The 21133-nt window shown below is 69.4% G+C and carries 9 protein-coding genes; 7 read left to right on the top strand and 2 right to left on the bottom strand.

Annotated features, from left to right (window positions below; genetic code table 11):
* The first annotated feature begins 24 nt into the window (after window positions 1-24).
* Both OID54_RS30090 and OID54_RS30085 read left to right on the top strand, forming a co-directional pair.
* Complete coding sequence (locus OID54_RS30090) at window positions 25-2937, top strand: condensation domain-containing protein (RefSeq protein ID WP_329024615.1); 2913 nt, start codon at window positions 25-27, stop codon at window positions 2935-2937.
* Window positions 2938-2984: 47 nt separating this feature from the next.
* Window positions 2985-3194 carry an MbtH family protein gene (locus OID54_RS30085; RefSeq protein ID WP_329024613.1) on the top strand — a complete coding sequence of 70 codons (210 nt, stop codon included), beginning with the start codon at window positions 2985-2987 and terminating at the stop codon, window positions 3192-3194.
* A 109-nt stretch (window positions 3195-3303) separates the two neighbouring features.
* Here OID54_RS30085 and OID54_RS30080 read toward each other — a convergent pair whose 3' ends face one another.
* Complete coding sequence (locus OID54_RS30080) at window positions 3304-3804, bottom strand: GNAT family N-acetyltransferase (protein WP_329024610.1); 501 nt, start codon at window positions 3802-3804, stop codon at window positions 3304-3306.
* Between the two features lie 293 nt (window positions 3805-4097).
* Between OID54_RS30080 and OID54_RS30075 the strand changes: the two genes are divergently transcribed.
* Entirely contained in the window at window positions 4098-4376 is a 279-nt protein-coding gene (locus OID54_RS30075) for a phosphopantetheine-binding protein (RefSeq protein WP_329024608.1), read from the top strand.
* A 19-nt stretch (window positions 4377-4395) separates the two neighbouring features.
* Here the strand turns inward: OID54_RS30075 and OID54_RS30070 are convergent, their stop codons facing one another.
* A complete protein-coding gene (locus OID54_RS30070) occupies window positions 4396-4647 on the bottom strand; it encodes a hypothetical protein (RefSeq protein WP_329024607.1) in 252 nt (83 codons plus the stop codon).
* On the opposite strand from OID54_RS30070, the gene OID54_RS30065 reads away from it, so the two are divergent.
* The 4 genes from OID54_RS30065 (at window position 4646) to OID54_RS30050 (ending at window position 21121) form a co-directional block, all read left to right on the top strand.
* Window positions 4646-5098: an ATP-binding cassette domain-containing protein gene (locus OID54_RS30065; protein ID WP_329024605.1), complete on the top strand. Its 453-nt coding sequence runs from the start codon at window positions 4646-4648 to the stop codon at window positions 5096-5098. The two genes, OID54_RS30070 and OID54_RS30065, sit on opposite strands and share 2 nt — an antisense overlap.
* The gene (entS, locus tag OID54_RS30060; RefSeq protein WP_329024603.1) at window positions 5085-6494 is read left to right on the top strand and encodes an enterobactin transporter EntS; all 1410 of its coding nucleotides are present in this window, start codon (window positions 5085-5087) and stop codon (window positions 6492-6494) included. Before OID54_RS30065 ends, entS begins: the two co-directional genes overlap by 14 nt.
* A 101-nt stretch (window positions 6495-6595) precedes the next feature.
* The gene (locus OID54_RS30055; protein ID WP_329024601.1) at window positions 6596-6754 is read left to right on the top strand and encodes a hypothetical protein; all 159 of its coding nucleotides are present in this window, start codon (window positions 6596-6598) and stop codon (window positions 6752-6754) included.
* Between the two features lie 135 nt (window positions 6755-6889).
* Window positions 6890-21121, top strand: a complete 14232-nt coding sequence (locus OID54_RS30050) for a non-ribosomal peptide synthetase (RefSeq protein ID WP_329024599.1) — start codon at window positions 6890-6892, stop codon at window positions 21119-21121.
* The last annotated feature ends 12 nt before the right edge of the window (window positions 21122-21133 follow it).

Below are 21133 nucleotides of genomic sequence, written 5' to 3'. Positions count from 1 at the left end.
CGGACGACTCCCCAGGAAGGCGAGATGTCTCACGCGACGCTCACCCCGGCACCGCCGCAGGAACTCACGGCCGCACAGGCGCACGTCCTGTCCGCGCAGCGCACCGACCCCCACCACGCCGGCTACAACGTCGGCCAGTACATCGAATTGATCGGCCCGGTCGACGTCGATGCGCTCCAGGACGCGCTGCGGCACACCTTGGCCGAGGCGCCGGGGCTGCACTTCCGGATTCGGGAGGAGGGCGGGCGGCTCCTCCAGGAGCCGGTCCCCTTCGACGCGGCGCACTGGCGGCTACCGCGGCTGGACACCACGGGAGCGGCCGATCCGACGTCGGCCGCCGTGGAGTTGGTCCGTGAGCAACTCGCCTGTCCGCCGCGACTGGACCTCCTGTTCGCAGCCGGCACCGGCACCGGCCCGCCCGCGCTGACGGGCGCGGTCCTGGTCCGGGTGGGTGCGCAGCACCACCTCCTGTTCCAGTACTTCCACCAGTTGGCGGTGGACGGCTATGGGGTGGCACTGCTGACCCGTCGGATCGCCGAGGTCTACACGGCCGTGCTGCGGGGCACTCCCCTGCCGGACTCACCGTTCGCACCGGTGTCCACCCTCGTGGATGCCGAGTCCCGGTACACCGCGTCCGCGCAGTACGCACGCGATCGCGCGCACTGGGCGGCGAGGTACGGCGACGGCCCGCAGTTGACTCCGGTGCGGGGACGGTCCGCGCCGCCGTCCGACACCGCCCTGCGCCGTACGGTGGTCCTCGACCGGCAGACCGCCGCCGCGGTGGTGACCACGGCCCGGGCGTCGCGCTGCACCTGGGCGGAGACCATCGCAGCCACCGTCGCCGTACAGCTCCACCGGGAGACCGGTACGCGCGATGTGGTCCTGGCGATGTACGCCATGGCCCGCACCGCGCCCGGCACCTTGAGGGTCCCGGGTATGACCGTGAACGTCCTTCCCGTACGGGTGGCGGTGGGTGACGAGGACACCTTCGCCACCGTGTTGGAACGCATAGCCGCCGAGTTCACTGCCGTACGCACCCACCAGCGCTTCCGGGGTGAGGAGATCGTCGGGGAACTGTGGCCGGGGCGTATGGATGCCCACTGGCCCGGACCGCTCCTCAATCTGCGGCCGTTCGACACCGAGGTGGACTTCGCGGGGGTGCCCGGACACATCGTGACCCTCGCTTCGGGTCCGGTGGACGGACTCTCGATCTCCGCCGTGCGGTACGCGGACGGGCGGCTGAGACTCGACTTCGACGGCAACCCCGCGCTGTACGACGCGCAGGGGCTCGCGGAACAGGCCGAGCAGTGTGTTGGACTGCTGCGGCAGCTCTGCCGCGAACCGGGGCGCGCGCTGTCGGCGCTGCGCGCTCCCGATGTCGTGGAGACGATCGCACCGCGCCGGTCCCGAGCGGGCCTGTCGGTGGCCAAGAGCCCACCGTCGGGGAACGTGGCACCCGAGGAGGCGGGCGGGTTGCCCCTGCTGCCCGTGGCCCACCGGCTCCGGGAGTCGGGCGCTCCCGTCGAACGGCGGCAGGAGTCGGCGCTGTGGGAGGTTCCCGCGGGCCTCTCCGCTGTGGTGTTGCGCCGGGCGGTCGCTCGGCTGGCCCGCGCCCATCCGGCGCTGCGCCTCACGCTGCACCGGCTGGGCGGGGCCGCCGGCGAGGTGTGGACGCAGGAGGTCCTGCCGTCGGCGCTCGCTCCGGCGGTGATCGACACCGAGACGGTACGTCGGGTGGTCACCGGCCGGGCGAGGGGTGCCCAGTTGTCGGCGCTGATCGCCGGTGAGGCAAGGCGGGCCGCCCTGGCGCTCGATCCCTGGACGGGCACCGTACTGCGTCTGGTGTGGTTCGACGCGGGGCCCGGCGGGCCGGGGCGGCTGCTGCTGATTGCGCATGTGACGGTGGCGGACGATGCGTCATGGCAGGTGATCGTCCCCGAACTCGCCGCCTCTTACCAAGCCCTGCTCGGGGGCGGGGGGCCCATTCACGGAAGCGGCGGAGGCGGCGGAAGCGTCGAAGCCAACAGAACGGCCTCGGAGGGCTTGCACAGCTGGACGCGGAGGCTGCTGGCCGAGGCCAACGGGCCCGAGCGCATGGCGGAACTGCCCGAGTGGTCGGCGCTGTCGGCTCGCCGAGGCATCGCCCTGCCGCCCGGGCCTGCGCACTCGTTCCCGACCGCTGCGGAGGGCTGCCACGATGAGTTGACCACGTACGTCTCAGATGGCAGCACCGGTACCAAGACCAGCACCGACACCGACACCGACGGTGCTCGGCGCGGCGCGGACGCCCATGGCCTTGAGGTCGCGGTTCTCACCGCTCTCGCCGTTGTCTCGGGCGATGAACCACGGTTGCGTGGGGGCGGCTTGGGTCCCGGACTGGTGGTGGAACGGGAGTTCTCCGACCCGGCCCGTCCCACCCGCATGGCAGGTGGGTTCGGCGTGGTCCATCCGGTCCGCATCCCCTCTCCGGGAGCCTCCCTCACCCGCGAGGCCGTGGGGCAGGCCCTGTCCCGTACCGCCGGGGCGTTGGCCTCGGTACCCGACGGGGGACGAGGACACCAACAACTGCTGCACCTCAATGCGCAGACGGCGTCATTGCTGGCCGACGGGGCTCGCGACGTGGTGCGCGTGGTTCATCGCGTGCGCCCCGGACCCACGGCCGGCGCTGTCGACTGGAGACCCGCTCCGATCTCGGAGTGCGCAGCGCTACGGGCCGCACTGGCCGCTCTGCCCGGGGCCGAACCACCGGTCACAGGGCCGCTGGAACTCACGGTCGTCATAAACGGCGGCTCGGACCCCGGTCCGAGAGCCGAGTTGCGCTGGCGCTGGGCCGCACACGTCTTCAGCGAAGAGGAGGCTCGTCGGTTGACGGCCGAGCTGACCGAGCTGATCACCCACTTCCTCCCCTTCTCCGCCGACCCGGCTCTGCCTGCCTGACCTGTCAGCACCCATCCGTACAGCACTCACCACGAGGAGAAATCACCATGACCGCCACCAACCCCTTTGAGGACGCCGACGGAAGCTACTTCGTGCTGGTGAACGAGGAGAACCAGCATTCGCTGTGGCCCTCGTTCGCCGCGGTTCCGCCCGGTTGGACCGTCGTGCACGGCGAGGACACCAAGGAGGGATGTGCGCAGTACGTGGACTCACACTGGACGGACATGCGCCCGGCGAGTCTGGTCGCGCGGTCCTGACCCTTCGCCCGATGCCGAGCGGCCGGTCCTGAAGGAGCCCTTCCGGACCGGCCGCTCGGCGTGCTCCCGTCCCGGCACGGGCCGGGAGCACGCATCTGGGAGTCGGCCGTCAGAGCAGGGTGCGGGCGAGCACGGTGGACCCGCGCCGGGGGTCGAGCGCGTTCACCCAGGCGAGGGGGGCAAGTTCAGGGGCGATCGGGGTGAAGCCGTGGCGCAGGAAGAGCTCCCCGCCGCCGGTCGTCGCCGTGAACACCGCTCGCAGGGACCGGGCGGCGGCCTGGGCCAATGCGGAACGCAGCAGCGCGGATCCCACACCACGGCCTTGACTGGCCGGTGAGACACAGAAGTTGTAGAGCACCGCGGCGGGCCCCCGGGGCTCGTCGGGGTGGATGCGCAGCCCCAGACAGCCTGCGAGGACGTCTGTGGGGAGTTCGGCGACCAGGAAGTCCGCGGCTTCGGCGGCATAGTGGCCGCGCGGGCGCTCCCGCAGGGCGCCGCAGTGGAAGAACTGCCGGGACAGGGCGTGCAGGGCCGCAGCGTCCAGCACGCTCGCCTGCCGCACGGAGGCGGTCGAGAGCTGGACGGCGGGACGCGGCAGAGCCGTGGTCAATGGGTTCCCTCTCCTCGGTCTTGCGGAACGCCCGGGGTCACGCCGTACGCACCCGTGGACACTCACCCACAGACCGGTGACACTTAGGCAAGGCTTCCCTAATTTTCAGCCACAGTACGACACGGCGGTCGCGTCCATCCCATCACCCCGATGGGCAAGGGGAGTTGGGCGCCCGTAGCCGAGGTCCGCGCGAGCTGCCGGCTTGACTTACGACGACCGGAAGTAGTTAGGTAAGCCTAACCTAAACTCTGCTCATGGGTTGCGGAGTCCAGCCAGGGAGAGGAACACCGACGATGGCCGACACGGCCCATCCAGAGACTTCCGGACCACAGGCTTCCGGTCAGAGCACCTTCCCTCTGGAGCGACTGGTGCGCGATGTCGCCGAGATGCTGTACGTCGAGGCGGAAGACGTATTGGTCGACGAGAGCCTCTTGGACCAGGGACTCGACTCCATCCGGCTTATGACGCTCGTCGAGACCTGGCGCGCCGACGGCGCCCGGATCAGCTTCGTCGAACTCGCCGAGCGACCGACGCTCAAGGAATGGGCCGTCCTGCTGGGCGGCGGAGCCTGAAGCACGCCCCGACAGCCGGTCAGAACACCGGCGAACCACCTCGGGTACCGACCGTCAGATTCAGTGCCGAACCTGACAGAACCGGCCGGCCCACCCGTTGCCCACCGCCCGCGGCGGACGACGAGCCGGCCGCGACGGACGACGAGTTGGCTGCGACAGGCGTTTCGAGTGCCCCCAGCGCCACGGCCGCTCCCCTCGCACGGAAGCGCTCGGGCCTGCGCCCACCCGCCCGGGTACGCCGCAGGGAATCGACGGAGGAAAGACGGATCATGGGTGAGAGGCTGCGGGCCGACGGCCTGCTGCGGACGTACGAGCTGTGGACGTACGACCCGAGTGCCGCGACCGAACGGCTCGGCGCCAGCATCCCCAAAGGATCGCTGACGGCGATCGCCGGCCCGCACACCAGCGGCAAATCGACCCTGTTGCACGCGCTGGCCCGGATCGTCGACCCGCCCCGACGCGCAGCCGTCCTCGACGGTCGACCCATCATCTTCGGTCTGCGCCGCCGGATCATCAACGCCCCCGAGACCGACACCCCACCGGTGCTGCCCCTGGGCCGGGCTTTGCGGCGGGAACCGGTTCAGCCGCCCGTCGCGCGCACCCGGACCACCGCTTCCACCAAGATCACGGACAAGCCAATGGATCACGCCCAGGACCACCGCGCTGCTGCCGGGTCGACGAGAGATAACGCCACGACGGGAGCCCCCCGTGTCCGTGCGTGACTACCTCATCGACATCGAACCCCTGCGCACCAGCCCCGACTTCCGCTCCATCTTCGTCGCCCGTGTCGTCTCGCTCTTCGGCCTCGGCATGGCCAGCGTGGCGCTCGCAGCCCAGGTCTACGATCTGACCGAGTCCATCTTCCAGATCGCCGTGACCAGCATGATCATGAGTGTCACGGTGTTGATCGGATCCCTGTGGGGCGGGGTGATGGCCGACCGGATGGATCGCAAGCGGCTTATCGTCTACGCCCGGGGCGCCGCCGCGTTCGCGTTCGCCGGACTGGCCTGGAACGCCCTGTCGCCGGACCCCAAGGTGTGGGTGATCTTCCTCTGCGTGGCCTGGGACGGCCTTGCCACCGGTGTCAGCGTGACGGCCCTGATGGCCGTCGCACCCACTCTCGTACGACCCGACCAACTGCCGGCCGCCGGCGCCCTGATCTCGCTCACCGGTGAGATCGGCTCCATCGCCGCCCCGCTGCTGGGCGGAGTGCTGCTGGCGCTGTGGGGGCCGGGGCCGGTGTTCGCGTTCGCGGCCGTCACCACGGCCATCACGACCTTCCTCATCTCCCGCATCCGTCCACTGCCACCCGTTCGAGGTGACGCAGACGGCGCAGACGACGACCACGGCGCGGAGGACTCCGGATCACTGCTGGTGGCGTTCAAGTACGCCTGGCGCAACAAGGTCGTGGGAGGACTCCTCACCCTCGGAGGAGTGACGGCCCTGTTCACCATGCCGGTCGTGGTGTTCCCCGCCATGGTCGACAAGGAGTTCGGGGGCGGCGATGTGATGCTCGGCGTCCTCTACACCGCGTCCGCGGTCGGGTCCGTCATCGTCTCCGCAACCAGTGGCTGGCTCACCCGGGCCGCCCGGCCGGGCCGATTGCTGCTGATCGCCGCCTTCGTCGGCGGGCTCTCGATGATCGGTTTCGGCCTCAGCGGGAACATCGTCGTCGCCGTGGTGATGCTCGCCATCTGCGGTGGCGCGGGCACGGTCTACGAGATCCTTGAGTACGCCCTGGTCCAGCACAACACCCCGGATCGGCTGCGTGGACGCATCGTCAGCGTCATCACGACCCAGGACACCGCGGGAGACATCGTCGGCGACGCGGAAGTCGCCCTGATCGCCAAATGGTTCAGTCCGTCGGGTGCGGCCGTCGTCAATGGTGTGATCTGCGCGATCACCGCCGTGGCCATCGCGGTCGCCGTACCGGGCTTGCGCCAGGCGACGCTCCCCAAGGAAGCGTGGGAGGACGACGACGAAGACCCCGACGAGCCCCCTGCGGCCGACGGATCCGGTGAAGTCGAGGGATCCGACGGGGACCACGGGGGCAGCGGGTCCACCCAGGGCGGGCCTGAGGTGACGACCGTCGAGAAGGCCCGGCCGATCGGCGGCTGATCGGATCTTTCCGCACGCCACCAACGTGCGCCCCACCCCACCAGTAGTTCACCAGGAGCGCGCCGGGCGACCGGACGCGTGGACCGAGGAAGGCAGGGCCCGTGCTCCGCACCCGTACGCACACCGCAGTCGACGCACGACGTCCGGGCAGTCAGGTCCGTCAACTGCGCAGGGCAGCCGTCTCCCTGGTCGCAACGGTCGCCGAACGCCTCGACCCCGCGCACGAAGAGTTCGAACAGCCCCTGAAACACCGCCCCTAGGCCGGGTGGGGGTGCGTCGCTCCGGACGGTCGACGCACCCCCACCCACGGGGCCTCAATGCCCGTCGCCCCCGTCGGCCATCCCCGACCGCCCCCCACCGATCCCGCCGCGTCCGACCCCTGGAGCAAGATCCCCATGACCGAGCGTGCTTCCCAGCGTCTTCCTCTCACCGGGGCCCAGACCGGCGTCTGGTACGGCCAGCGGCTCGACGCCCTCTCCCCCGTCTACAACGTCGGTCAGTACATCGAGATCGACGGAACCCTCGACAGCACGCTCTTCGAGCGTGCCGTGCGCCGAACGATCGCCGAGACCACGGCGCTGACCGTACGCTTCGAGGAGTCCGACGGTGAGGACGGCGAACCGCACCAACTCCCGCAGAGCGCCCACCACTGGCGGGGACTGGACGTCGTCGACCACACGGATGCCGCGGACCCCGTGGCCGCGGCACTGGCCTCGATGCGCGTCGACATGGACACTCCGGCGGACCCGGCGACAGAACCCCTGTTCCACTTCGCGCTCCACCGCATCGGCCCCGACCGCACCTGGTGGTACCAGCGCGTCCACCACATCGCCCTAGACGCCTACGGCTTCTCCCTGATCAGCCGTCGCACCGCCGAGATCTACACGGCCCTGGTCTGCGGCGATGAACCGGCACCGAGCCCCTTCGGCCCGCTCACCTCCGTCATCGAGGAGGAGCACGCCTACCGGAACTCGTCCCAATGGGCCGAAGACCGCGACTACTGGCGCACCCGCCTCGCGGACCGTCCCGAGCCGGAGCCGCTCAGCGGAGCCACCTTCGCCGCCTCCCACGCCTTCCGTCGGGAGACTGCCACCCTCTCCCCCGAAACCACCGCCGGACTCTTCGCCATCGCCCGCGCTGCCCGCTCCAGCTGGGCCGATGTGGTCACCGCGGCCTTCGCCGCCTATCTGCACCGCGCCACCGGCAGTCGTGACGTCCTGCTCTCGCTGCCGGCCATGGCCCGTCTCGGCTCCGTCGCGCTCAAGGTGCCCGCGATGGTCGTCAATGTGCTGCCGCTGCGGATCTCCGTCCGTCCCGACGCTCCCCTGTCCGCACTCGTCTCCGAGGTCGCCGCGGACATCAGGGCCCTGCGCCGCCACCAGCGCTACCGCGCCGAGGACATCCACCGCGACCTCGGGCTCGTCGGCCGGGAGCGGGGCCTCCTCGGCCCCATGGTCAATGTGAAGGCGTTCGACAACGCCCTCGACTTCGCCGACTCACCCGGCACGGTCCACAACGTGGCCGCCGGGCCCGTCGACGACCTCACCCTCGGCCTCTACCACGACGCGGCCGAACGGCGCCTGCGCTTCGAGTTCGACGGGAACCCCCGGGCGTACGACGCACCGGCCCTGGCCGCACGGTGCGCCGAGTTCGCGCACTTCCTGGACGAGATCGCAGCCGGACCCGCGGACGCGCCCGTCGGCAGCCACGACCTGGTACCCGCCGCCGACCGCGACCAGCTGGTCGACGCCTGGAACACCACCGCACACCCCACGACCGAGCGCACCGTCGTCGACGCCTTCGAAGAACAGGTCATCGCCCGGGGCGAACTGCCCGCCGTCATCGCGGGCGACACCACCCTCACCTACGCCGAACTCGACGACCGCTCGGGACGGCTCGCCGCGCTGCTCGTCGCCCGGGGGGTTGGCCCCGAGTCGATCGTCGGGCTCGCCCTGCCCCGCAGCGCCGATCTGCTGGTGGCCGTACTCGCCGTCCTCAAGGCCCAGGGAGCCTACCTTCCGCTGGATCTCGACTACCCCGCCGACCGGCTGGAGTTCATGGTCGAGGACTCCCGTCCGGTGTGCGTGCTGACCACCCTCGACTCCGCCGCAGCCGCCCCCGACGTACGGGGGGTGGACACCGTGGTCCTGGACGCGCCCGACACCCTCGCCGAGCTCGCCGACCGACGCCCGGTACCCAGCGGACCGGTCCACGGCGACCACCCCGCGTACGTCATCTACACCTCGGGCTCCACCGGGCGCCCCAAGGGAGTCGTCGTCCCGCACGGGGCGCTGACCAACTTCCTCCAGATGCAGGCCGAGGAACTGGCCATGGCGGCGGGCGACCGGCTGGTCGCCGTCACCACCATCTCCTTCGACATCGCCGCACTGGAGATCTACACACCCCTCATCAGCGGTGCGACCGTGGTCCTCGCGGATCGGGACACCGTTCGCGACCCCGCGGCCCTGTCCTCGTTCATCGACACCCACCGACCCAGCGTCGTACAGGCCACCCCCTCGCTGTGGCACGCCCTGTTGGAGGACGGCGGCCCCGCCACCCTGGACCGGATCACGGTCCTCGTCGGCGGTGAGGCCCTGCCCGCCGACCTCGCCGAACGATTGGCCCGATCCGCCCGTTCGGTCACCAATGTCTACGGCCCCACCGAGGTCACCATCTGGGCCACCTCCCACACGCTCGACCCGGAGCACACGGGCGTCCCCGACATCGGCACCCCGTTCTGGAACACCCGCGCATACGTCCTCGACGGCGCGCTGCGCCCCTCGCCGATCGGCCGCCCCGGGGAGCTCTACCTTGCCGGCGCCCAGTTGGCACGTGGATACCTCGGACGGTACTCACTCACGTCCGAGCGCTTCGTCGCCGACCCGTACGGGCAGCCGGGCAGCCGGATGTACCGCACCGGCGACCTGGTGCGGCGGCGCCTCGACGGTCGCATCGACTTCATCGGCCGCGCGGACGACCAGGTGAAGGTCCGGGGCTTCCGCATCGAACTGGGCGAGATCGAGAGCGCCCTCGGCTCCCCCGATTCGGTGGGACGTGCCGTGGTCCTGGTGCGCGAGGACCGGCCCGGAGTACACCATCTCGTCGGCTATGTGACCGCTGTCGAGGGTGCGGCCCCGGAACCCGCCGCACTGCGCCAGGTGGTGGCCGAGCGCCTGCCCGAATACATGGTGCCCTCCGCGGTAGTCGTCCTGGACGCCTTCCCGCTCACCGCCAACGGCAAGATCGACCGTCGCGCGCTGCCGGCGCCCGACCTAGAGGGGTTGACGAGCACCACGGGCCGAGGGCCGCGCGGCGCCCGTGAGGAGATCCTGACCGGGATCTTCGCGGACGTGCTCGGGGTGGAGGGAGTCGGGCCCGAGGACGACTTCTTCTCCCTCGGCGGGCATTCGCTCCTCGCCGCCCGGGTGATCGCCCGGACGCGTACCGCGCTGGGCACCGACTGCACCATCCGCGATGTGTTCGAGGCACGGACGGTCGCCGCACTGGCACTGCGACTGGGTGAGCGCTCCGCCGTCGGCCGCCCCGCCCTGACGGCCGCCACCGACCGGCCGGAACTGTCGCCCCTGTCCTACGCACAGCAGCGGCTGTGGTTCCTGGACCAGATGGAGGGCCCCAGCGCCACCTACAACATCCCCTTCGTGGCCCGGTTCGACGAACCGGTGAACGCCGTCGCCCTCAACGCGGCCCTCTGGGACGTGGTGTCCCGCCATGAATCGCTGCGCACGGTCTTCGTCGATGTGGACGGCGAACCCCGACAGCGTGTCCTCACCATGGCGGAGGCCGCGGTGGAACTGCGGGTCGTGGAGACGTCGGCCGCGCGGTTCGACGAGGAGTCCCGCATCGCGCTGGGCCATCTCTTCGACCTGTCGGTGGAACCACCCCTACGGGTCACCCTGCTGCGGGACGCCGACGCCGGGGCGTACGCCCTGGTGGTGCTGATGCACCACATCGCGAGCGACGAATGGTCGATGGGGCCGTTCCTCGGCGGTCTGGAGCGGGCCTATGCGGCCGGGGTCGCCGGCCAATCGCCCAACACCACCGCTTTGCCGGTCCAGTACGCCGACTATGCGGTGTGGCAGCGGGACCTGCTCGGTGACCCGACGGACGCCCAGTCGCTCGCAGCCCGGCAGACAGCCTTCTGGCGTGGCGAACTCAGCGGAGTACCAGCGGAGTTGACGCTGCCCACCGACCGTCCACGGCCGGCCGTGGCGACGAACGCCGGCGGCATGGTGCACCGGACGGTTCCGACGGAGCTGGCGGCAGGGGTGAGGAGGCTGGCCCGGGAGAGCGGCAGCAGCGTCTTCATGGTGGTGCACGCGGCGGTGGCGGCCCTGCTGCACCGACTCGGCGCGGGCGACGACATCCCGCTCGGCAGCCCGGTCGCCGGCCGCGGCGACGAAGCACTCGACGGACTCATCGGCTTCTTCGTCAATACGGTGGTCCTGCGCACCGACCTCGCCGGCACCCCGACCTTCACCGAACTCCTCGACCGGGTCCGCACCACGGATCTCGCCGCGCTCGATCACACCGATCTGCCGTTCGACAGTGTGGTGGAGGCGCTGAACCCGGAGCGCTCGCTCACCCGGCACCCCCTCTTCCAGACCATGGTGTCGCACAGCACCGTCACCCAGGACGTCCAACGGCTGTTCGGCCTCGATGCCCGGGTGGATCGGGTGGACCCAGGTGTCACCAAGTTCGATCTGGACATCACGTTCTCCGACTCGGCCCATGGCGATGAACTCGACCTTGAGGTGTTCTACGCCTCGGATCTGTTCGATCGGTCGACGGTGGAGGGGTTGGCGGACCGGTTGCTGCGGCTGCTGGGGCAAGCGGTCACCGACCCCGGCCTGAAGATCTCCGACTTCGAGCTGATCAGCACGGCGGAACGAGCCCTGCTGGCCGAGTGGAACAGCACCGAACACCCCGTCCCACCCACAACAATCATGGACATCCTCGCCGACCAGATCACCGCCACCCCCGACGAAACCGCCATCGTCGCCGGCACCACCCGCATGACCTTCGCCGAACTCGGCACCGCATCCGACCAACTCGCCCGACACCTCATCAACCAAGGCATCGGCCGCGAAACCATCGTCGCCCTCGCACTCCCCCGCAACGCCGACACCATCATCGCCACCTTCGCCGTCCTCAAAGCCGGCGCCGCATACCTCCCACTCGACCTCGACTACCCCACCGAACGACTCGAATACCTCCTCACCGACGCCAACCCCACCCACATCCTCACCACCACCGCCACCACCCACCACATACCAGGATCGATTCCACAACTGATCCTCGACGACCCCGACACCGTGGCCACGTTGTCCCACCTCAACGAAGGACCTCTCGGGAACATCCACCCCGACCAGGCCGCGTATGTGATCTACACATCAGGATCGACCGGGCGCCCCAAGGGAGTCGTCCTCCACCACCGCGGACTCACCCACCTCTACCGAGACCACGAACGCCACCTCTACCACCCCACCACCCAACGCCTCGGCCACCGCATCCGCGCACTCCACACCGCCTCCTTCTCCTTCGACTCCTCCTGGGAACAACTCCTCTGGCTCATCGCCGGACACGAACTCCACATCCTCGACGAATACGACCGACGCGACGCCGAAACCGTCACCCACTACGTCCACCAACACCACATCCACACCCTCGACATCACCCCCTCCTACGCCCACGAACTCCTCCACACCGGACTCCTCAACACCCCCAACCCACTCCCCCTCCTCCTCCTCGGCGGCGAAGCCGTCCCCCACACCCTCTGGCAAGAACTCCACACCAACCACCCCAACACCCACACCATCAACTACTACGGCCCCACCGAATTCACCGTCGACGCCCTCACCGCAAACACCACCCACAGCACCACACCCATCATCGGCCACCCCCTCGACAACACCCACACACACATCCTCGACAACCACCTCCAACCCGTACCCCCCGGCACCACCGGAGAGCTCTACCTCTCCGGACCACAACTCGCCCGCGGCTACCACAACCGCCCCACCCTCACCGCCGAACGCTTCACCGCCAACCCCTACGGCCCACCCGGCACCCGCATGTACCGCACCGGCGACCTCGCACGCCAACGCCCCAACGGCCACATCGAATACCACGGCCGAACCGACCACCAAATCAAAATCCGCGGCTACCGCATCGAACTCACCGAAATCGAAACCGCACTCACCAACCAACCAAACGTCACCACAGCCACCATCACCACCCACCAACCCAACCCCCACACCACCCAACTCACCGCCTACATCACCGGCACAGCAAACCCCACCACCCTACGAAACACCCTCACCCAAACCCTCCCCGACTACATGATCCCCACCCACATCATCCCCCTCACCACCCTCCCCACCACCATCAACGGCAAAATCGACCACACCCAACTCCCCCCACCAACCCACACCAACACACCCACCACCCGCCCCCCACACACCACAGGGGAATGGGTAGTAGCGCGTGCCTTCACCGAGGTGTTGGGCCTGGAGTCCGTGGGCGCAGAGGACGACTTCTTCACTTTGGGCGGGCACTCCCTGCTGGCCACCCGGGTGGTCGCCCGGATTCGTGCAACCGGCGCCGAGTGCTCGGTGCGCGATGTGTTCGAGGCCCGGACGGTGGCGGCCCTGGCCGCCCGGCTCGCCGAGCGGTCCGCCATCCAGCGCCCCCCACTCACGGCCACCACCCGACCCGACCCACTCCCCCTGTCCTATGCGCAGCAGCGGCTGTGGTTCCTGGATCAGATGGAAGGTCCGGGCGACACCTACAACCTTCCCCTGGCCATGAGGTTGCGCGGCACCCTCGATGTGAGTGCGCTGGAGAGTGCCGTCGGGGATGTCATCGCCCGACACGAAACCCTGCGTACCGTCATCCGTCAGCGCGAGGGCGAGCCCCACCAGCACGTCCTGAGCCCGGACGAGGTCTCCGTACCGTTCAACGCCGTGGATGTACCGGCCGCCTGGCTGACGGAGACCGTGGAACTCGCCGCGACCGAACTTTTCTCGCTGGCGGAGGACCTGCCGCTGAGGGTCTCCCTGCTGAAGGTGGCCGAAGACGACCATGTGCTGATGGTGCTGATGCACCACATCGCCACCGACGAATGGTCGATGGGCCCCCTCCTCACCGACCTCAACACCGCCTACACCGCCCGCACCAACGGACACACACCCCACTTCACCGAACTCCCCGTCCAATACGCCGACTACACCCTCTGGCAACGCCAACTCCTCGGCGACCCCCACGACCCCACCTCACTCACCCACCAACAAACCAACCACTGGCGCACCACCCTCGCCCACATCCCCGAAGAAATCCCCCTCCCCACCGACCGCCCCCGACCCCCCACACCCAGCCATCAGGGGGACACGGTGGAGGTCTCGCTCCCGGTCGACCTGGTGGCCCGGATGGATGAGTTGGTGCAGGAGAGCGGCGCGACCATGTTCATGGTGGTGCACGCGGCGGTGGCGGCCCTGCTGCACCGACTCGGCGCAGGCGACGACATCCCCCTCGGCAGCCCGGTCGCCGGCCGCGGCGAGGAAGCACTCGACGCACTCATCGGCTTCTTCGTCAACACGGTGGTCCTGCGCACCGACCTCGCCGGCACCCCGACCTTCGCCGAACTCCTCGACCGGATCAAGGAGAGCGACCTCTTCGCCCTGGATCACACCGATCTGCCGTTCGACAGTGTGGTGGAGGCGCTGAACCCGGAGCGCTCGCTCACCCGGCACCCCCTGTTCCAGACGATGGTGGCGTACGAGGGTGGTGGCCCGGATCTGACCAGGTTGTTCGGGACCGAAGCCACCGAACTTCCCATTCGCTCGGGGGCGGCAAAGTTCGACCTGGACATTCTCTTCCGTCGGGTGCGGACGGACAGCGGTGCGGATGCGATGACGTGCGGGGTGCGGTTCGCGACGGATCTGTTCGATCGGTCGACGGTGGAGGGGTTGGCGGACCGGCTGGTGCGGCTGCTGGGGCAAGCGGTCGCCGACCCCGGCCAGAAGATCTCCGACTTCGAGCTGATCAGCACGGCGGAACGAGCCCTGCTGGCCGAGTGGAACAGCACCGAACACCCCGTCCCACCCACAACAATCATGGACATCCTCGCCGACCAGATCACCGCCACCCCCGACGAAACCGCCATCGTCGCCGGCACCACCCGCATGACCTTCGCCGAACTCGGCACCGCATCCGACCAACTCGCCCAACACCTCATCAACCAAGGCATCGGCCGCGAAACCATCGTCGCCCTCGCACTCCCCCGCAACGCAGACACCATCATCGCCACCTTCGCCGTCCTCAAAGCCGGCGCCGCATACCTCCCACTCGACCTCGACTACCCCACCGAACGACTCGAATACCTCCTCACCGACGCCAACCCCACCCACATCCTCACCACCACCGCCACCACCCATCACATACCGGAATCCCCACGAGTACCCCGCCTGGTACTGGACTCGACAGAGACCCTGACCCAACTCGCCGCCCTCACCGAAGGCCCACTGGCCGAGGTACTGCCTGATCAGGCCGCGTATGTGATCTACACATCAGGATCGACCGGGCGCCCCAAGGGAGTCGTCCTCCACCACCGCGGACTCACCCACCTCTACCGAGACCACGAACGCCACCTCTACCACCCCACCACCCAACGCCTCGGCCACCGCATCCGCGCACTCCACACCGCCTCCTTCTCCTTCGACTCCTCCTGGGAACAACTCCTCTGGCTCATCGCCGGACACGAACTCCACATCCTCGACGAATACGACCGACGCGACGCCGAAACCGTCACCCACTACGTCCACCAACACCACATCCACACCCTCGACATCACCCCCTCCTACGCCCACGAACTCCTCCACACCGGACTCCTCAACACCCCCAACCCACTCCCCCTCCTCCTCCTCGGCGGCGAAGCCGTCCCCCACACCCTCTGGCAAGAACTCCACACCAACCACCCCAACACCCACACCATCAACTACTACGGCCCCACCGAATTCACCGTCGACGCCCTCACCGCAAACACCACCCACAGCACCACACCCATCATCGGCCACCCCCTCGACAACACCCACACACACATCCTCGACAACCACCTCCAACCCGTACCCCCCGGCACCACCGGAGAGCTCTACCTCTCCGGACCACAACTCGCCCGCGGCTACCACAACCGCCCCACCCTCACCGCCGAACGCTTCACCGCCAACCCCTACGGCCCACCCGGCACCCGCATGTACCGCACCGGCGACCTCGCACGCCAACGCCCCAACGGCCACATCGAATACCACGGCCGAACCGACCACCAAATCAAAATCCGCGGCTACCGCATCGAACTCACCGAAATCGAAACCGCACTCACCAACCAACCAAACGTCACCACAGCCACCATCACCACCCACCAACCCAACCCCCACACCACCCAACTCACCGCCTACATCACCGGCACAGCAAACCCCACCACCCTACGAAACACCCTCACCCAAACCCTCCCCGACTACATGATCCCCACCCACATCATCCCCCTCACCACCCTCCCCACCACCATCAACGGCAAAATCGACCACACCCAACTCCCCCCACCAACCCACACCAACACACCCACCACCCGCCCCCCACACACCACAGGCGAAGAGATCCTGACGGGCATCTTTGCGGACGCACTGGGGATGCCGTCGGTCGGTGTGGATGATGACTTCTTCCGGCTCGGTGGGCATTCGCTGCTGGCCACCCGGGTCGTCGCCCGGATACGTTCCGCGCTGGGCGTGGAGTGTGGAATCCGGGATGTGTTCGAGGCCCGGACGGCTGCCGCTCTCGACTCCCGGCTCGCCAAGCGGTCCACCGTCCAGCGCCCCGCACTCACCGCCACCACCCGACCCGACCCACTCCCCCTCTCCCCCGCGCAGCAGCGCATATGGCTGATCGACAGCGTCCGCGGGCCTGGTGCCGCGTACAACGTGCCCTTCGCCCTTCGGTTGCGCGGCGCAGTCGACGCAGTGGCACTCGAAGCCGCCGTCCGGGACCTCGTCGCCCGGCACGAGATCCTTCGCACCCTCTATGGGGAGCGGGACGGCGAACCCCACCAGCGCATTCTTCGCGCGGACGAGGTGGGCGTGCCGTTCAGCGTGCGTCAGGTGGCAGCCGACCGATTGGTCGACGAGGCGCTATCGAGGTGTCGTGAGGTCTTCGACCTGGCGGTGGACCTCCCGCTGAGGGTCTTCCTGCTGAGTTCGGACGGCGGGGAGCACCTCCTCGTGCTGCTGATGCACCACATCGCCACCGACGAATGGTCGATGGGCCCCCTCCTCACCGACCTCAACACCGCCTACACCGCCCGCACCAACGGACACACACCCCACTTCACCGAACTCCCCATCCAATACGCCGACTACACCCTCTGGCAACGCCAACTCCTCGGCGACCCCCACGACCCCACCTCACTCACCCACCAACAAACCAACCACTGGCGCACCACCCTCGCCCACCTCCCCGAAGAAATCCCCCTCCCCACCGACCGCCCCCGACCCCCCACACCCAGCCAGGACGGCGATGTGGTGCCGTTCACGGTGTCGTCTGCGACAACCGAGGCGCTGACCAGGATCGCCCGTGGGTCGGGCGCGACCATGTTCATGGTGGTGCACGCGGCGGTGGCGGCCCTGCTGCACCGACTCGGCGCAGGTGACGACATCCCCCTCGGCAGCCCGGTGTCCGGTCGGAGCGACGAGTCGCTGGACGGACTCATCGGCTTCTTCCTCAATACGCTGGTGGTACGGGCGGACGTATCGGGCGCACCGACCTTCACGGAACTGGTGGAGCGGGTAAGGAACGCGGGCCTGAGCGCGTTCGCCCAGGCGGATCTGCCGTTGGAAGCGGTGGTGGAGGCGGTGGACCCAGAGCGGTCACGGTCGCGCAATCCTCTGTTCCAGACCATGGTGACGTACTACGCCGTGGCATCCGAGGTGGACGAGTTCCTCGGGTTGCCCGCGGAGGAAGTGCCGCTGGAGATCGGTGGATCGAAGGTGGACCTGGAAGTGGCGTTCGCCGCCACCGACGGTGGCAGGGAGCTGTCGGGCGGTATCCGGTACGCGACCGACCTCTTCGACCGTTCCGGTGCCGAAGCCCTCGTCGGACGTCTGCTGCGCCTCCTGGATGCGGTGGCCGCGGACCCGACCGTGCGGGTCGGTGAGATCGAGGTGCTGGAGCCGGTGGAGCACCGGCGCGTGCTCTCGGACTGGAACGACACCCGAAGGGTCCTGAGCGGACCCGGCACCCTGGCGGCGCTGGTGTCGGCCGGTGCCACCGCGGCCTCCTCCAGGCCCGCTCTGGTCCATGAGGGCGTCGAGCTCTCCCGGGGCGAGTTCGACGCCCGGGTGAACCGGCTCGCCCGCTTGCTGATCGGCCGGGGAGTCGGTCCCGAGTCGGTGGTCGGTGTCGCCCTGCCGCGGTCCTTCGAGCTGCTGGTGGCCGTCCATGCGGTGGTCCGCGCCGGTGGCGCCTACCTCCCGTTGGACCTGTCGCTGCCCGGCGACCGGTTGGAGTACATGGTGGACACCGCGGACCCGATCTGCGTGATCACCGAACGCACCGCGCTTGCCGTGCTGCCAGCGGGTGTGGAGCCGATCGTCCTGGACGCGCCGGGAATCGGCGCGGAGCTCGCGTCCCTACCCGGCGACGACCTGGACGACACGGAACGGGTCGCGCCGCTGCTGCCGCACCACCCCGCGTACGTGATCTTCACTTCGGGGTCCACCGGCCGCCCCAAGGGCGTCCTGGTGACCCAGGGCGCGATCGTGAACCGGCTGCGTTGGATGCAGGGCGCCTACGGGCTGACCGCCCATGACCGGGTGCTCCACAAGACACCGGCGAGCTTCGACGTGTCGGTGTGGGAGTTGTTCTGGCCGCTCGCCGAGGGCACCCCGCTGGTGATCGCGCGTCCCGACGGCCACCGGGACCCGGAGTACCTGGCCGCGCTGATCCGGGAGCAGCACATCAGTGTGCTGCACTTCGTCCCGTCGATGTTGCAGGCGTTCCTCGGTGAGGTGGAGGTGTTGTCCTGCCCGTCGCTGCGGCTGGTGGTGTGCAGCGGCGAGGCGCTTCCGGGCGATCTGGTGGCCAGGTTCCACGCATCGTCGGGCGGGGGCACGCCGATCGCGTTGGAGAACCTCTACGGGCCGACGGAGGCGGCGGTGGACGTCACCGCGTTCTCCTGCCCTCCCGGCTCGTCGGCCGCGGAAGCCGCCTCGGCCCCGATCGGGGCACCCGTGTGGAACACCCGGGTGTACGTGCTCGATGCGGGTCTGCGACCGGTACCGCCCGGTGTCGGGGGCGAGTTGTATCTGGCGGGCGATCAGCTCGCACGCGGGTATGTGGCACGGTCCGCATTGACGGCGGAGCGGTTCGTCGCCGATCCGTTCGGTGTGCCGGGCGGTCGGATGTACCGCACGGGCGATCTGGCCCGCTGGCGGCACGATGGGCAGTTGGAGTACCTCGGCCGTGCGGACGATCAGGTGAAGCTGCGTGGCTTCCGGATCGAGTTGGGTGAGATCGAAGCCGTGCTGTCGGAGGCACCGCAGGTGGCGCACGCGGTGGTCGTGGTCCGGGAGGACGTGCCGGGGGTGCGTCAGCTCGTGGCATACGCGGTGCCGGCCGCCGGAGCGCCGTGGGATGTCGACGCGCTGCGCAGGAGGGCGGCCGAGCGGTTGCCCGAGTACATGGTCCCGTCGGTGTTCTTGTCCCTCGACGCCCTTCCGACCACGGTGAACGGCAAGTTGGACCGTCGTGCGCTGCCGGCCCCGACGCCGGTGACGCCCGCGTCGACCGCGCCGCCGCGGGAGGGGGAGGGCCCGTTGGGCGTCCTCACCCGGTTGATGGGAGAGGTGCTCGGCAGGGCGGCCGTCGGGCCGGACGACAACTTCTTCGAACTCGGTGGCGACAGCATCGTGTCCATCCGATGGGTGAGCCTGGCCCGCAAGGCCGGGGTGACGATCACGGCCCGGCAGGTCTTCCAGCACCCGACGCCCGCGCAGTTGGTCTCCGTCGCCAAGGTCGCGGACGGTTCACCTCCTGCCGCCCGACCGGTGGACGACGGTGTGGGTGCACTGCCGCTGCCGCCGATCGCCCAGTGGTTCGCCTCGCGCGGTGGCCCGTTCGAGCGCTTCAGCCAGGCCCGGTTGTTGGTGCTGCCGGCCGGTGTGCGGGAGGAGCAGTTGGTGGTGGCGCTCCAAGCCGTGCTGGACCATCACGACGGGCTGCGGCAGGTGCTGTCGGTCCCGCGGCCGGGTGTCTGGGCTGCGGAAGTACGCCCCCGTGGCTCGGTGGACGCCGCGGCCTGCCTCAGCACCGTGCCGGGGATCGGAGCGGACGGGGTGCCCCTCACCGGGGAGGCCCTGCGTCGGCTGATCGCCGATGCATCGGTGCGGGCCGGCGCCGATCTCGATCCCGTCGCCGGCCGGATGGTGCGGGCCGTCCGGTTCGACCGCGGCCCGGGCGAATCCGGCAGATTGCTCGTGATCGCCCACCATCTGGTGATCGACGAGGTGTCGTGGCAGATCCTGCTGCCCGATCTCCGGGCCGCCCACGAGGCCGTGGCGGCCGGGCGGGCCCCCGTCCTGGATCCGGTGGGCACATCGCTGCGCGCCTGGAACACCCATCTGCTGGCCGAGGCACACCATCCGCGGCGTCTCGCCGAGGTGGAGCGCTGGTTGGACGCGGACGTGTGCGACCGGCTGTTGACTGATCGGCCGCTGCGCGGTGACCGGGACACCGTCGCCAGTGCGCGCGAGTTGACGGTGGAGCTGTCGGCGGAGCGTACGGCGCCGCTGTTGGAGGCGGTGCCCTCAGCGTTCCACGGCACGGTCAATGACACCCTCCTGACCGCGTTGGCACTGGCCGTAGGCGACTGGGCGGCGCGGGCCGGACGCTCGACCGGCGGTACCGGAGTCGCCGTGGAGTTGGAGGGCCACGGCCGGGAGCAGGAGTCGCTGCCAGGTGCGGATCTGACCCGTACGGTCGGCTGGTTCACCAGTCTCTACCCCTTGCGGCTGGGTGCTGGCGCCTATGACCCGGTGGCGGTGCTCGCGGGGCAGGAGGATGCCGGGGCCGCCTTGAAGGAGGTCAAGGAGCTATTGCGGGCCGTGCCCGACGGAGGTGTGGGGGCCGGGTTGCTGCGGTATGCCAACGCATCCACGGCACGCCTCTTCGATGCGGGCGCCCGCCCCGAACTGTTGTGGAACTACCTCGGTCGGCAGACGGCCGAAGCCGCCGCGTCCGAGTGGGGTCCGGCCGATGAGTCGGACGCCATCGCGGCGCGACCCGATCCCGAGACTCCGCTCTCCCATGCGCTGGAGATCAACGCGGAGATCGCCGCCGGCCCGGACGGGCCCCGGTTGACCGCCTCCTTCATCTGGGCGGGCGAGGCCCTGCCGCAGACGACGGTCAGTGAGATCGCCGACGGTTGGCTGACCGCGCTGGACACCCTGGCCGCCTGGGCGGACGGGGGCACCACCGGGGGACACACCCCATCGGACCTCGACCTGGTCGACCTCGACCAGGATCAGATCACCATGCTCGAAGCAATGTGGAGGGACCAGCAGTGACGCAGGCTCGTA

Source organism: Streptomyces sp. NBC_00690 (assembly GCF_036226685.1).
Classification (GTDB): Bacteria; Actinomycetota; Actinomycetes; order Streptomycetales; family Streptomycetaceae; genus Streptomyces.
This window is presented reverse-complemented; position numbering and strand designations above follow the sequence as displayed.

Bases quoted from the DNA above. Each gene is read 5' to 3' on its own strand.
- OID54_RS30090 (WP_329024615.1), top strand. From the start codon at position 25: ATGTCTCACGCGACGCTCACCCCGGCACCGCCGCAGGAACTCACGGCC.
- OID54_RS30085 (WP_329024613.1), top strand. From the start codon at position 2,985: ATGACCGCCACCAACCCCTTTGAGGACGCCGACGGAAGCTACTTCGTG.
- OID54_RS30075 (WP_329024608.1), top strand. From the start codon at position 4,098: ATGGCCGACACGGCCCATCCAGAGACTTCCGGACCACAGGCTTCCGGT.
- OID54_RS30065 (WP_329024605.1), top strand. From the start codon at position 4,646: ATGGGTGAGAGGCTGCGGGCCGACGGCCTGCTGCGGACGTACGAGCTG.
- OID54_RS30070 (WP_329024607.1), bottom strand. From the start codon at position 4,647: ATGATCCGTCTTTCCTCCGTCGATTCCCTGCGGCGTACCCGGGCGGGT.
- OID54_RS30050 (WP_329024599.1), top strand. From the start codon at position 6,890: ATGACCGAGCGTGCTTCCCAGCGTCTTCCTCTCACCGGGGCCCAGACC.